Below are 14,101 nucleotides of genomic sequence, written 5' to 3'. Positions count from 1 at the left end.
ATGTTTATATTTGACGAGGGCTGGAGGCCAGAATGACTAATGCCTATTCTGGCGAGACGGTTGACCTGCGCAGCGACACCGTGACCCAGCCCACGCCCGGCATGCGCGCCGCAATGATGGCCGCGCCGCTGGGCGACGATGTGTTTGCCGACGACCCTACGGTCAATGTGCTGCAGGAAAGAATCGCCGCGCTGTTGGGCTTTGAGGCCGCGCTGTTCATGCCCACCGGCACGCAGAGCAACCTGTGCGCCATCATGGCCCACTGCCAGCGCGGCGACGAGTACATCGTGGGCCAGATGGCCCACACCTACCGCTGGGAAGGCGGTGGCGCGGCCGTGTTGGGCAGTGTGCAACCGCAGCCGTTGGCCCACCAGCCGGACGGCACGCTCGCACTGGCGGATATCGAAGCCGCCATCAAGCCCGACGATGCCCACTTCGCCCGCAGCCGCCTGCTGACGCTGGAGAACACGATCGGCGGCAAGTTGCTGCCGTTTGACTACGTGCAGGCGGCGACCAACTTGGCCCGGGAACGTGGTCTGAATCGCCACCTGGACGGCGCGCGGTTGTTCAATGCGGCGACGGCGCAGGCGGCGAAAACCGGGGGTGACGTGTTCGCCGAAGCGCGGCGGATCGCCCAGTGCTTTGACAGCGTCTCCGTCTGCTTCAGCAAGGGCCTGGGCGCCCCCGTGGGCTCGGCGCTGTGTGGCAGCCGCGAGCTGATCGCCCGCGCCCACCGTGTGCGCAAGATGGCTGGCGGTGGCATGCGCCAGGCGGGTTTGCTGGCAGCGGCGGCCTCCTATGCGCTGGATCACCATGTGCTGCGCTTGGCCGATGACCACGCGCTGGCGCAACGCATGGCCACCGGACTGGCGGGCATTGAAGGCCTGGTCGTGGAGCCACCCCAGAGCAATATCGTGTTTGTGGACCTGGAGGGCGCCGCGCGCAGCCAGTCTGCCGCACTGCTGGCGTTTCTAGCGGGGCAGGGCATACGCGCCACTGGCCTGTACCGCTTGCGCTTTGTGACCCACCTGGATGTGGATGTCGAGGGTGTGGATCGCGCCGTGGCAGCCATCCGCAAATTCTTTTCATCCATCCCCCATCAGGAGTAAGTACACCGTGCCTACCGATCAATTGCTGTTGTTCATCGCGGCCGGGTGGCTGCTCAATCTGACTCCCGGGCCGGATGTTTTGTACATCGTCTCCAACGCGCTGAAGTCCGGCGCGCGGGCAGGCGTTGTGGCTGGCCTGGGTATTACTACCGGCTGCTTCGTGCATATTGCAGCGGCGGCCCTGGGCGTAGGAGCTTTGTTGGCCGCATCCGCGTGGGCTTTCACGGTACTGAAATGGCTGGGAGCTGCCTACCTGCTGTGGATGGGCGTGCGCATGCTGTTCGCGCGGGCCTCCAGTACGGGCGGCATCCTGGCCGCGGCCCAGGTGGAGCAGCCCGAGGCGACGTCGTTGAAACGGGTTTTTATCGGCGGTTTTTGGACCAATGTGCTGAACCCCAAGGTGGCGATCTTCTTCCTGGCGTTCGTTCCGCAGTTCATCGCCCCCGACTTTGACAACAAGGCGCTGGCCTTTGTGTTGCTGGGCGTGTTGTTCAACATCAATGCCATTCCCGTGAACACCGGGTGGGCCTTGACCGCGGCCTGGATGGCCCGGCGCGTGGGCGCCGTGCAGCGCGGCCTGCACTGGTTGGACCGGGTCGCCGGTGCGATGTTCGTAGGTTTCGGAATCAAGTTGGCGCTCACCGAGTCGCCCCAGGTTTAAACACACAGAGGAATTCAGCATGCCCACCCCCATTGGACACATCACGCCGCAGGAAGCCCTGCAGCGCACCATCGAACACCGTGAGATATTCCATGATGAAATGCTTCACCTGATGCGGCAAATCATGTCCGGAGAGATGTCGCCCGTCATGATGGCGGCCATCACCACCGGCCTGCGCGTGAAGAAGGAGACCATTGGCGAAATTGCCGCCGCCGCCCAGGTGATGCGCGAGTTTTCGACCAAGGTCGAGATTGCTGACAAAACCAACTTGGTGGACATCGTGGGCACCGGGGGTGATGGCTCCCACACCTTCAATATTTCCACCTGCTCCATGTTCGTCGCCGCTGCGGCGGGTGCCAAGGTCAGCAAGCATGGCGGGCGCAGCGTCAGCAGCAAATGCGGCAGCGCTGACGTGCTGGAGTCGCTGGGGCTCAACATCAACCTGTCGCCCGCGCAGATTGCCCAGTGCGTGGCCGATACCGGCATCGGCTTCATGTTCGCGCCCAACCACCACCCGGCGATGAAGAACGTGGCGCCGATTCGGCGTGAAATGGGTGTGCGCACCATCTTCAACATCCTGGGCCCACTGACCAATCCGGCTGGCGCCCCCAACATCCTGATGGGCGTGTTCCATGCAGACTTGGTGGGCATCCAGGTGCGTGCCTTGCAGCGCCTGGGCGCTGAGCACGCGCTGGTGGTCTATGGTCGCGACGGCATGGACGAAGTGTCGTTGGGTGCCGCTACGCTGGTGGGGGAGCTCAAGGACGGTGTCATCACCGAGTATGAAATCCACCCCGAAGACTTCGGAATGGCCATGGTCAGCAACCGCTCGCTGAAGGTCGAAACGGCCGAAGACTCCAAGGCCATGCTGATGGGCGTGCTGGACAACCAGGCGGGCCCGGCCAAGGATATCGTGGTGCTGAATGCCGGCTTGGCGTTGTATGCCGCCAATGTGGCGGGTAGCATGGTGGAGGGGCTGCAATTGGCCCGTACGGCCATCGAATCCGGCGCGGCCAAGGCCAAGTTGCAGGCCCTGGTGGCACTGTCCCGCCAATTAGCAGCCAAGGACGCAGCATGAGTGATATTCTGGACAAGATCGTGACCGTCAAGCGCCAAGAGGTGGCGGCGGCGCTGAAGCGCAGGTCATTGGCTGCGATGCGGGCCGACGCCGAATCCCGGGTGCTGACCCGTGACTTCGTGGGTGCGCTCAAGGCCAAGATCGCGGCAGGCCAGCCGGCCGTGATTGCTGAGATCAAGAAGGCCAGCCCCAGCAAGGGTGTGCTGCGCGAAGACTTCATTCCAGCTGACATAGCGCAGTCGTACGCCGAATACGGTGCAGCTTGCCTGTCGGTGCTGACGGATGTGCAGTTTTTCCAGGGCGAGGTGGACTACCTCAAGCAGGCGCGCGCCAGTTGCCAGTTGCCGGTGTTGCGCAAGGATTTCATGGTTGATCCGTACCAGATCTACGAATCCCGCGCCATGGGCGCCGACTGCATTTTGCTGATTGCGGCTTGCCTGGACGATGCGCAGATGAAAGACCTGGAGGCCATCGCCCGCAGCCTGGACATGGCCGTGTTGGTGGAAGTGCACGACGGCGCCGAACTGGAGCGTGCGCTCAAGCTCAAGACGCCGCTGGTGGGCATCAACAACCGCAATCTAAAGACGTTTGAGGTCACGCTGGACACCACGCTGGCGCTCAAGGCCAATGTGCCGGCGGACCGGATTCTGGTCACCGAGAGCGGCATCCTGAGTCGTGACGACGTGTTGCGCATGGGCGCGGCGGGCGTTAATGCCTTCTTGGTGGGCGAGGCCTTCATGCGTGCGCCGGAGCCGGGCGAGGCCTTGGCCGCACTGTTTGGCTGAAAAGGAAGGGCTGTTGCCATGTCGCAAACCCCTTCTTCTGATGACGCGCTGGCTGTGCACAGTGCGCCTGACCAGTTGCAGTCGGCCGATCCAGCCGCTTGGCCGGTAGCGGCTGGGTGGCAGCCGCTGGTGGACCGGTTTTTCCAGTCTGCGCCAGGGCAAAGTCTGCTGGGCTTTCTGGGTGATCGCCTCTACGCCGGGGCCACTGTCTTTCCGCCGCAACCGCTGCGGGCGCTGCAGTTGACGCCACCCGAGGCCGTGCGGGTCGTCATCCTGGGGCAAGACCCTTACCACGGCCGTGGCCAGGCCGAGGGGCTGGCGTTTTCCGTCGCGCCGGGCGTGCCATTTCCGCCGTCACTGCGCAATATCTTCAAGGAGCTGCTGCGCGATATGGGCACACCCATCCCCACCATGCCCCGGCCGGGCGGCAGCCTCGTGAAATGGGCGCAAAAGGGCGTGCTGCTGCTCAACACCTGCCTGACCGTGGAGGAGGGGCAGCCCGCCAGCCACTCCGGCAAGGGCTGGGAGCTGCTGACGGATGCCATCATCCGCCACGTCTCGCAGGAGGCGCAGCCCACGGTCTTTATGCTGTGGGGTTCTCACGCCCAGAGCAAGCGGTCGCTGATCGATGCCAGCCGGCATCTGGTCCTGACGGCCAACCACCCGTCGCCGCTGTCGGCACTGCGTCCGCCCTTGCCTTTCATCGGCTGTGGGCACTTTTCGCGGGCACGCGCCTGGCGGGACGCGCACCAAACCACGCCCTGAGCGAGGCCCGAAACAACATATTTCGGAAAAATCTTAGGCGCTGGATATGACAAGGTCAAAAACTAATGGCATAATCCGGGGTTCACCTTGGAGAGGTGGCCGAGTGGTTAATGGCAGCAGACTGTAAATCTGCCCTCTTACGAGTACGCTGGTTCGAATCCAGCCCTCTCCACCAGTGATAAGCCTGATTGTTGGTTGGATGAGCCTATGCGGGGTTCGTATAGTGGTAATACCTTAGCCTTCCAAGCTAAAGCGAGGAGTTCGATTCTCCTACCCCGCTCCACGGTCGGCTTGTTGCCTTGGTTTTGTAAAAAGGTTTGTAAAGAATTTGCCCTTTTGGCTCAGTGGTAGAGCACTCCCTTGGTAAGGGAGAGGTCGCGGGTCCGATTCCCGCAAAGGGCACCAGTTTTGTGCATCGCCGGCGTTGTTGCTGGTGGTGCGGCGAATGTTGTTGATTTAAACCATTTCTTTTCGGAGTCTGATAATGGCAAAAGAAAAATTCACACGTACCAAGCCCCACGTGAACGTGGGAACCATTGGCCACGTTGACCACGGCAAGACCACCCTGACAGCCGCCATCACCACCGTGCTGGCAGCCAAGTTCGGCGGCCAAGCCAAGGCCTATGACCAGATCGACGCGGCTCCTGAAGAAAAAGCGCGCGGTATTACCATCAACACCGCCCACGTCGAATACGAAACGGCCAACCGCCACTACGCCCACGTGGACTGCCCTGGCCACGCCGACTATGTGAAGAACATGATCACCGGCGCTGCCCAGATGGATGGCGCTATCCTGGTCTGCTCCGCAGCGGACGGTCCCATGCCCCAGACCCGCGAACACATCCTGTTGGCTCGCCAGGTTGGCGTGCCCTACATCCTCGTGTTCCTGAACAAATGCGACATGGTCGACGACAAGGAACTGCTGGAATTGGTCGAAATGGAAGTGCGCGAACTGCTCTCCAAGTACGACTTCCCCGGTGATGACACCCCCATCATCCACGGCTCCGCCAAGCTCGCCATGGAAGGCGACAAGGGTGCTTTGGGTGAAGAAGCCATCATGAAACTGGCCGACGCCCTGGACAGCTACATCCCCACCCCCGAGCGCGCAGTCGACGGCACCTTCCTGATGCCCGTGGAAGACGTGTTCTCCATCTCCGGCCGTGGTACCGTGGTGACTGGCCGTGTCGAGCGCGGCGTGGTCAAGGTCGGCGAAGAAATCGAAATCGTCGGTATCGCTGACACCCAAAAGACAACCTGCACCGGCGTGGAAATGTTCCGCAAGCTGCTGGACCAAGGCCAGGCTGGCGACAACGTCGGTATCCTGTTGCGTGGTACCAAGCGTGAAGACGTGCAGCGCGGCCAAGTGCTGTGCAAGCCCGGCTCCATCAAGCCCCACACCCACTTCACCGGCGAAATCTACGTTTTGTCCAAGGACGAAGGCGGCCGCCACACACCTTTCTTCAACAACTACCGTCCCCAGTTCTACTTCCGTACAACGGACGTGACCGGTGCGATCGAGTTGCCCGAAGGCAAGGAAATGGTGATGCCTGGCGACAACGTCTCCATCACCGTCAAGCTGATCAACCCCATCGCCATGGAAGAAGGCCTGCGCTTCGCGATCCGCGAAGGCGGTCGTACCGTGGGCGCCGGTGTGGTTGCCAAGATCTTCGCTTAAGGAATATTGCGAAGGGGTATAGCTCAATTGGCAGAGCGTCGGTCTCCAAAACCGAAGGTTGTAGGTTCGATTCCTACTGCCCCTGCCAACCAGTTGGTCTAAAACTGGTGGCAAACAGGCCCGCTACCCCGTAGCGGGCTTTGTGTCTTGAGCAGGCAGAGTTGGTTCGAACGAGAAACGCGAAATAAAGAGATTATGGCCACGTCACAAATTCAAACCGTCAATACCGGGGCAGACAAGGCCAAGTTGGCTGCTGCCTCAGTCCTGGTGGTGGCTGCGTTGGCTGCCTTCTATTTGCTGGATAAGCAAGGTGCCTTGGTTCAGTGGGCTGCATTGCTGCTGGGCTTGGGCGCGGCCGCGGCTGTTTTCTTTGTGTCAGAAACTGGCAAGCAGTTGATCGCGTTTGGTCGTGACGCTTGGCGCGAAGTGCGCAAGGTGGTATGGCCTGCTCGCAAGGAAGCCATTCAGATCACGGCCTATGTCTTTGGTTTTGTGTTGATCATGGCTATGTTCCTGTGGTTGACAGACAAAACGCTGGAATGGCTTCTCTACGATTTGATTCTGGGGTGGAAGAAATAATGACCGATGTCGTAGAAACCACTGTGGGCGAATCGTCGGCGGCAGCGCCTGCGAACCCAGATTTGCGTTGGTATGTTGTGCATGCCTACTCCGGTATGGAGAAGGCGGTTGAGCGCAATATCCAGGAGCGCATCACGCGCGCTGGCATGCAGGGCAAGTTTGGCCGCATCCTGGTTCCCATGGAAGAGGTTGTTGAGGTCAAGAATGGCCAAAAGAAGACAACCGAGCGTAAGTTTTTCCCTGGCTATGTGCTGGTGGAAATGGTTATGGATGATGACACTTGGCACTTGATCAAGCACACCAATAAGGTGACGGGCTTTGTCGGTGGTGCCAAGAACCGTCCGGCGCCCATCTCTGAGGCTGAGGTCATGAAGATCGTCAACCAGATGCAAGAGGGTACCGACAAACCCCGTCACAAGGTGGAATTCCTGGTGGGCGAGTTTGTGCGCGTCAAGGAAGGTCCATTCACCGATTTCAATGGCTCGGTGGAAGACGTCAACTACGAGAAGAGCAAGGTGCGGGTGTCCGTCACCATCTTCGGCCGCTCCACGCCGGTTGAGTTGGAGTTTTCTCAGATCGAGAAGACCTGACGGGCTGAGGCGTAGTCCTCTGATATTTGGAAGTTCGCATTTTCCGACTCGGTGCGAATGGTTTGAAAGAAAGAGTTGTTAACCCCGGGAAGCCGCAATTCTGAGTTGTTCAGATCAAGGCGTTATCACCCGTAAGGAGAAAACATGGCGAAGAAAATCGTCGGTTTTATCAAGCTGCAAGTGCCAGCCGGTAAGGCCAACCCATCCCCCCCCATCGGCCCCGCTCTGGGTCAACGTGGTTTGAACATCATGGAGTTCTGCAAGGCATTCAATGCGCAGACCCAAGGTGTAGAGCCTGGCCTGCCTTTGCCCGTGGTGATTACCGCGTTTGCAGACAAGAGCTTTACTTTTGTCATCAAGACGCCGCCCGCAACGGTCTTGATCAAGAAGGCCATCAAGCTGGACAAGGGCTCTTCCAATCCGCTGAAGGACAAGGTTGGCAAGATCACCCGCGCTCAGCTCGAAGAAATTGCTAAGACCAAGATGAAAGACATGACAGCTGCCGATCTGGACGCTGCAGTTCGCACCATCGCTGGTTCTGCCCGTTCCATGGGCGTGAATGTGGAGGGCGTGTAAATGGCCAATCTGACCAAAAAACAAAAGACGCAAGTCGGCAAGATCGACAGCAACAAGCTGTACCCTTTGGCTGATGCCCTGGGCCTGGTGAAGGAATTCGCGACTGCCAAGTTCGACGAATCCATCGACGTGGCCGTACAACTTGGCATTGACGCCAAGAAGTCGGATCAAGTGGTGCGTGGCGCCGTCGTGTTGCCCAACGGCACCGGCAAGACCAAGCGCGTGGCTGTTTTCGCACAAGGTGCCAAGGCTGAAGAAGCCAAGGCTGCAGGCGCAGACATCGTCGGTATGGACGACCTGGCTGCCATGGTCAAGGCTGGTGACATGCCTTTCGATGTGGTGATCGCCGCTCCCGACGCTATGCGTATCGTTGGTACCTTGGGTCAAGTTTTGGGTCCACGCGGCCTGATGCCTAACCCCAAGGTTGGTACTGTTACACCTGACGTTGCTGGCGCAGTCCGCAATGCCAAGGCTGGTCAAGTGCAATTCCGCGTCGACAAGGCAGGCATTGTGCACTCCACGATCGGCCGTCGCTCGTTTGAAGCGGCTGCACTGAAGGGCAATTTGGCCGCATTGGTCGAAGCCCTGAACAAGGCCAAGCCTGCTTCCAGCAAGGGCGTGTATTTGAAGAAGGTTGCTGTTTCGTCGACCATGGGTGTGGGTGTTCGCGTAGACATCCAATCCATCGCGGCGTAATCGCAAGAGAAGAAATTTGAGCGGCCGGAAACGGTCGCTTGATGTGGTGGGCCGTTTCACCTTCGGGTAAAGCGGGTCATCCAAGACCGTTGGCGTACAGCTTGACTGTGCTTAATACATAAGCCAACGCAGATGGCGATCCCGCTGCAGATGGAATTGAAGAGTTTCGTTAACAGTTGGTCGCTGCAATGTGGAGCGCAACGCGGTGCAAACCGCAATGCGCATTTAAAGGAGTAGACCTTGAGTTTGAATCGCAGTGAGAAAGAAGCGGTCATCAGTGATGTGACCGGCCTCGCCGCTAAAGCTCAAACGCTCGTGATCGCGGAATACCGTGGCATCACGGTCGCTGACATGACCAAACTGCGCAATACCGCGCGTAGCAATGGTGTGACGCTGAGTGTGTTGAAGAACACCTTGGCTCGCCGTGCTGTCGCTGGTAGCAGCTTTGAAGTCGTGTCCGACCAGATGACCGGTCCTCTGATCTATGGTTTCTCTGCCGACGCAGTGGCCGCCGCGAAAGTGGTGGCCGAATTTGCGAAGACCAACGACAAGTTGGTCATTCGCGCTGGTGCGTATGGCGGAAAAGCCCTGGACGTGAACGGCGTTAAGCAACTCGCAAGCATCCCTTCCAAGGAAGTGTTGTTGGCTCAGTTGTTGGGCTTGATGCAATCCCCCATCTCGCGTACAGCCCGTGTGCTGGCCGCTTTGGCGGAAAAACGTGGCGCAGGCGCAGCGGAAGCTGCTCCCGCTGAGGCTGTTGCAGCGTAATTGCTGGCAGTCCGTAGTAACCAATATTGTTAGGAAATCAAAATGGCATTCGATAAAGACGCATTTTTGACCGCGCTGGACAGCATGTCGGTCATGGAACTCAACGACCTGGTGAAAGCCATCGAAGAGAAATTTGGTGTGAGCGCTGCCGCCATGGCCGCTCCCGCTGCTGCTGGTGGCGGTGGTGCCGCTGCTGCTGCTGAAGAGAAGACCGAGTTCAACGTCGTTCTGACTGAAGCTGGCGCCAACAAGGTGTCCGTCATCAAGGCCGTGCGTGAAATCACTGGTCTGGGTCTGAAGGAAGCCAAGGACCTGGTTGACGGCGCTCCGAAGAACGTCAAGGAAGGCATTGCCAAGGCTGACGCTGAAGCCGCTCTGAAGAAGCTGGTCGAAGCTGGTGCTAAGGCTGAACTCAAGTAATTGAGCCGTCTACAAGGGCTGGGGGTTCCGATAGGGGCCCCCAGCCTTTGGTGCTTGTGAGAGTGCACTAAAAAGTTGCGTTAGAACGCAGCTTTTTAGTGTTTTCTGACCCCGACTACAGAAAATGCCCTTGGAACGGGCTGCGTGCAACGCGCAGCCGTCCGCCAATGATTGGTAGTGGCCAATCGCCAAGAGAGACCGAGTGGGATGGTGCTCGGTACGACAGTCGTTTAGGACCCCCAGGTTCCTTTAGTCTTTGCCCGGAGATCTAATGGCTTATACATACACAGAACGCAAGCGGATTCGCAAGAATTTTGGTAACCGCGACAGCGTGCTCGAAATCCCTTATTTGTTGCAAATGCAGAAAGACGCCTACACGGCCTTTTTGCAAGCCGACGTAGCCCCCAAGAAGCGAACCGGCGAAGGTTTGCAAGCTGCGTTTGAAGCCGCCTTCCCCATCGTCTCGCACAACGGCTTTGTCGAGATGAAGTACCTGGAATACAGTTTGGCCAAGCCCGCATTTGATGTGCGGGAATGCCAGACCCGTGGTCTGACCTTTGCATCGGCTGTGCGCGCAAAAGTCCAGTTGATCATTTATGACCGTGAATCCTCCACTGCGCAAAACAAGGTGGTCAAAGAGGTCAAGGAACAAGAAGTCTACATGGGTGAAGTGCCCTTGATGACGGGCAAGGGTTCCTTCATCATCAACGGCACTGAGCGCGTGATCGTGTCCCAGTTGCACCGTTCCCCCGGCGTGTTCTTTGAGCACGACAAGGGCAAAACCCATAGCTCGGGCAAGCTGCTGTTCTCCGCCCGCATCATTCCTTACCGCGGTTCCTGGTTGGACTTTGAGTTTGATCCCAAAGACCTGCTGTATTTCCGCGTGGACCGTCGCCGCAAGATGCCGGTCACGATCCTGTTGAAGGCCATTGGCCTGACCAACGAGTCCATCCTGGCCAACTTCTTCGTCAACGACAACTTCCGGTTGATGGACAGTGGTGCGCAGATGGAATTTGTCGCCGAGCGCCTGCGCGGTGAAGTGGCCCGTTTCGACATTACCGACAAGAGCGGCAAGGTTGTGGTCGCCAAAGACAAGCGCGTCACCGTGCGCCACACCCGTGAACTGGAGCAGTCCGGCACCACGCACATCAGCGTGCCCGAAGACTTCCTGATTGGCCGCGTCGTGGCCTGCAATGTGATTGATGGTGATACTGGCGAAATCGTGGCCAAGGCCAACGAGGAGCTGACCGAAGCGCTGTTGAAGAAGCTGCGCCTGGCCGGCGTGCAGGATCTGCCTTGCATCTACACCAACGAATTGGACCAAGGCGCCTACATCTCGCAAACCCTGCGTACCGATGAAACCGTGGACGAATTTGCCGCCCGCGTGGCCATCTACCGCATGATGCGCCCCGGTGAGCCACCCACGGAAGACGCGGTGCAAGCCTTGTTCCAGCGCCTGTTCTACAACCCCGACACGTATGACCTGTCGCGCGTGGGCCGCATGAAATTCAACGCCAAGATGGGCCGTTCCGAATCGACCGGTCCCAAGGTGTTGACCAACGAAGACATCTTGGCTGTGGTCAAGATCCTGGTGGATCTGCGCAATGGCCGTGGTGAAGTCGACGATATCGACCACTTGGGTAACCGCCGCGTGCGTTGTGTCGGTGAGTTGGCCGAGAACCAGTACCGCACCGGTTTGGCACGTATCGAAAAGGCTGTCAAAGAGCGCCTGGGTCAAGCCGAACAAGAGCCCTTGATGCCGCATGACCTGATCAACAGCAAGCCGATCTCGGCCGCGTTGAAGGAGTTCTTCGGTGCCTCGCAGCTGTCTCAGTTCATGGACCAGACCAACCCGCTGGCCGAAATCACCCACAAGCGCCGTGTATCGGCCCTTGGTCCAGGTGGTCTGACGCGTGAGCGTGCTGGCTTTGAAGTGCGTGACGTGCACGTGACCCACTATGGTCGCGTTTGCCCTATCGAAACGCCTGAAGGTCCAAACATTGGTCTGATCAACTCGCTGGCTTTGTACGCTCGCCTGAACGAGTACGGTTTCATCGAAACACCGTACCGTCGCGTGGTCGATAGCAAGGTGACGAACGACATCGACTACCTGTCGGCTATTGAAGAAGGCAAGTACGTGATTGCCCAGGCCAATGCGGCGCTGGACAAAGACAACAAACTGACGGGCGACTTGGTGTCTGCTCGTGAAAAAGGCGAGTCCATTCTGGTGGGCGCTGAGCGCGTGCAGTACATGGACGTGTCTCCTGCTCAGATCGTGTCGGTTGCGGCATCGCTGGTTCCGTTCCTCGAGCACGACGATGCGAACCGCGCCTTGATGGGCGCCAACATGTCGCGTCAGGCCGTGCCCGTGCTGCGCCCCGAGAAGCCCATGGTGGGTACCGGCATTGAGCGTGTCGCGGCTGTCGACTCCGGCACCGTGGTCACCGCCACCCGTGGCGGTATCGTGGACTATGTGGATGCGACCCGTGTTGTTATCCGCGTCAACGACGCTGAAGCGCAGGCTGGTGAAGTGGGTGTGGACATCTACAACTTGATCAAGTACCAGCGTTCCAACCAGAACACCAACATCCACCAGCGTCCCATCGTCAAGAAGGGCGACAAGCTGTCCAAGGGTGACGTGATTGCCGACGGCGCTTCTACCGATCTGGGCGAAATAGCCATCGGCCAGAACATGCTGGTGGCCTTCATGCCTTGGAATGGCTACAACTTCGAAGACTCGATCTTGATTAGCGAGCGCGTGGTGGCGGAAGACCGTTACACCTCGATCCATATCGAAGAACTGGTGGTGATGGCGCGTGACACCAAATTGGGTGCGGAAGAAATTACCCGCGATATCCCCAATCTGAGCGAACAGCAGCTGAATCGTCTGGACGAGTCCGGCATCATCTACGTGGGGGCAGAAGTGTTGCCCGGCGATACGCTGGTCGGCAAGGTCACACCCAAGGGTGAAACCACGTTGACACCGGAAGAGAAGCTGTTGCGCGCCATCTTCGGCGAAAAGGCTTCCGACGTGAAGGACACCTCGCTGCGCGTGGACCAGGGTTCGCAAGGTACCGTCATTGATGTGCAAGTGTTCACCCGTGAAGGCATCCAACGCGACCGTCGCGCCCAACAGATCATTGACGATGAGCTGAAGCGCTTCCGCTTGGACCTGAACGACCAGTTGCGTATTGTGGAAGCGGACGCGTTCGACCGTATCGAAAAGCTGCTGACCAACAAGGTCGCCAACGGCGGCCCGCAAAAGCTGGCCAAGGGAACCAAGATCGACAAGGCCTATCTGGCCTCCGTCGAGAAGTTCCACTGGTTCGACATCCGTCCTGCCGAAGAAGATGTGGCTGCCCAGTTGGAGTCGGTCAAGAACTCCATCGAGCAACAGCGCCATAGCTTCGACCTCGCGTTTGAAGAAAAGCGCAAGAAGCTCACGCAAGGCGACGAGTTGCCCGCGGGCGTGCTGAAGATGGTCAAGGTCTATATCGCGGTCAAGCGCCGCCTGCAGCCCGGCGACAAGATGGCCGGCCGCCACGGCAACAAGGGTGTGGTCTCCAAGATCACACCTGTGGAAGACATGCCCTACCTCGCCGACGGTACACCCGTGGACATCGTGCTGAACCCGTTGGGCGTGCCTTCGCGTATGAACATCGGTCAGGTGTTGGAAGTGCACTTGGGCTGGGCTGGCAAGGGCCTGGGCCAACGCATTGGCGACATGCTGCAACGTGAAGCCGCAGCCACTGAGATCCGTGGCTTCCTGGAACAGGTCTACAACGGCACTGGCCGCAAGGAAGACCTCGGCCAGTTGTCGGACGAAGAAGTGCGCAGCATGGCCCAGGAGTTGACCAGTGGCGTGCCGTTTGCATCGCCCGTGTTCGATGGCGCTACCGAAGCCGAAATTGGCAACATGCTGCAACTGGCTTACCCGGATGACGTGGCCAAGGCCAAGGGCCTGACACCCGCGCGCACCCAGGCGCAGTTGTATGACGGTCGCTCTGGTGATCCGTTTGAACGCACCACCACCGTTGGCTACATGCACTACCTGAAGCTGCACCACTTGGTGGACGACAAGATGCATGCCCGTTCGACTGGTCCCTACTCGCTGGTTACGCAGCAGCCGCTGGGTGGTAAAGCCCAGTTCGGTGGACAGCGTTTCGGTGAAATGGAAGTGTGGGCGCTGGAAGCGTATGGCGCCTCCTACACCCTGCAGGAAATGCTCACCGTCAAGTCCGACGACGTGCAAGGCCGTACCAAGGTCTACGAGAGCATCGTCAAGGGCGAGCACTCCATCGAAGCCGGCATGCCGGAATCGTTCAATGTGTTGGTCAAGGAAATCCGTTCCTTGGGCATCGACATCGAACTCGAACGTTCTTAATTGAAAGGGAAAGAG

General features: G+C 59.0%; 13 protein-coding genes and 4 tRNA genes. All 17 read left to right on the top strand.

Annotated features, from left to right (window positions below; genetic code table 11):
* The first annotated feature begins 32 nt into the window (after positions 1-32).
* Positions 33-1,109 (top strand): low-specificity L-threonine aldolase, encoded by a 1,077-nt coding sequence (ltaE, locus tag AC07OO_RS13690; RefSeq protein WP_495082647.1) that lies wholly within the window; start codon positions 33-35, stop codon positions 1,107-1,109.
* A gap of 7 nt (positions 1,110-1,116) precedes the next feature.
* Positions 1,117-1,770, top strand: a complete 654-nt coding sequence (locus AC07OO_RS13685) for a LysE family translocator (protein ID WP_495082646.1) — start codon at positions 1,117-1,119, stop codon at positions 1,768-1,770.
* Between the two features lie 19 nt (positions 1,771-1,789).
* Positions 1,790-2,848, top strand: coding sequence for an anthranilate phosphoribosyltransferase (trpD, locus tag AC07OO_RS13680; RefSeq protein WP_495082645.1), 1,059 nt, complete (start codon positions 1,790-1,792; stop codon positions 2,846-2,848).
* Positions 2,845-3,633 (top strand): indole-3-glycerol phosphate synthase TrpC, encoded by a 789-nt coding sequence (trpC, locus tag AC07OO_RS13675; protein WP_495082644.1) that lies wholly within the window; start codon positions 2,845-2,847, stop codon positions 3,631-3,633. The genes trpD and trpC overlap by 4 nt, the downstream gene beginning before the upstream one ends.
* An 18-nt stretch (positions 3,634-3,651) precedes the next feature.
* On the top strand, positions 3,652-4,398 hold the full coding sequence (locus tag AC07OO_RS13670; protein WP_495082643.1) for a uracil-DNA glycosylase: 747 nt from the start codon (positions 3,652-3,654) through the stop codon (positions 4,396-4,398).
* An 89-nt stretch (positions 4,399-4,487) separates the two neighbouring features.
* A tRNA-Tyr gene (locus AC07OO_RS13665) sits at positions 4,488-4,573 on the top strand.
* A 34-nt stretch (positions 4,574-4,607) separates the two neighbouring features.
* A tRNA-Gly gene (locus tag AC07OO_RS13660) sits at positions 4,608-4,681 on the top strand.
* A gap of 47 nt (positions 4,682-4,728) precedes the next feature.
* Positions 4,729-4,803, top strand: a tRNA-Thr gene (locus AC07OO_RS13655).
* Positions 4,804-4,882: 79 nt separating this feature from the next.
* Positions 4,883-6,073 carry an elongation factor Tu gene (gene tuf / locus AC07OO_RS13650; RefSeq protein WP_495082642.1) on the top strand — a complete coding sequence of 397 codons (1,191 nt, stop codon included), beginning with the start codon at positions 4,883-4,885 and terminating at the stop codon, positions 6,071-6,073.
* A 12-nt stretch (positions 6,074-6,085) separates the two neighbouring features.
* A tRNA-Trp gene (locus AC07OO_RS13645) sits at positions 6,086-6,161 on the top strand.
* Between the two features lie 107 nt (positions 6,162-6,268).
* Positions 6,269-6,652, top strand: a complete 384-nt coding sequence (gene secE / locus AC07OO_RS13640; RefSeq protein ID WP_495083346.1) for a preprotein translocase subunit SecE — start codon at positions 6,269-6,271, stop codon at positions 6,650-6,652.
* A complete protein-coding gene (gene nusG, locus AC07OO_RS13635; protein ID WP_495082641.1) occupies positions 6,652-7,242 on the top strand; it encodes a transcription termination/antitermination protein NusG in 591 nt (196 codons plus the stop codon). Before secE ends, nusG begins: the two co-directional genes overlap by 1 nt.
* Positions 7,243-7,386: 144 nt before the next feature.
* Positions 7,387-7,818: a 50S ribosomal protein L11 gene (rplK, locus tag AC07OO_RS13630; RefSeq protein WP_057674553.1), complete on the top strand. Its 432-nt coding sequence runs from the start codon at positions 7,387-7,389 to the stop codon at positions 7,816-7,818.
* Entirely contained in the window at positions 7,819-8,514 is a 696-nt protein-coding gene (gene rplA / locus AC07OO_RS13625; protein WP_495082640.1) for a 50S ribosomal protein L1, read from the top strand.
* A gap of 240 nt (positions 8,515-8,754) precedes the next feature.
* Positions 8,755-9,282, top strand: a complete 528-nt coding sequence (gene rplJ, locus AC07OO_RS13620) for a 50S ribosomal protein L10 (RefSeq protein WP_495082639.1) — start codon at positions 8,755-8,757, stop codon at positions 9,280-9,282.
* A gap of 42 nt (positions 9,283-9,324) precedes the next feature.
* Positions 9,325-9,702, top strand: coding sequence for a 50S ribosomal protein L7/L12 (rplL, locus tag AC07OO_RS13615; protein ID WP_495082638.1), 378 nt, complete (start codon positions 9,325-9,327; stop codon positions 9,700-9,702).
* Between the two features lie 271 nt (positions 9,703-9,973).
* Positions 9,974-14,086, top strand: a complete 4,113-nt coding sequence (gene rpoB / locus AC07OO_RS13610; RefSeq protein ID WP_495082637.1) for a DNA-directed RNA polymerase subunit beta — start codon at positions 9,974-9,976, stop codon at positions 14,084-14,086.
* Positions 14,087-14,101: the final 15 nt, after the last annotated feature.

This window comes from Rhodoferax sp. GW821-FHT07G04 (assembly GCF_059418585.1).
Note: the sequence above shows the minus strand (reverse complement) of the source record. Positions and strands in the feature narration are given on the sequence as shown.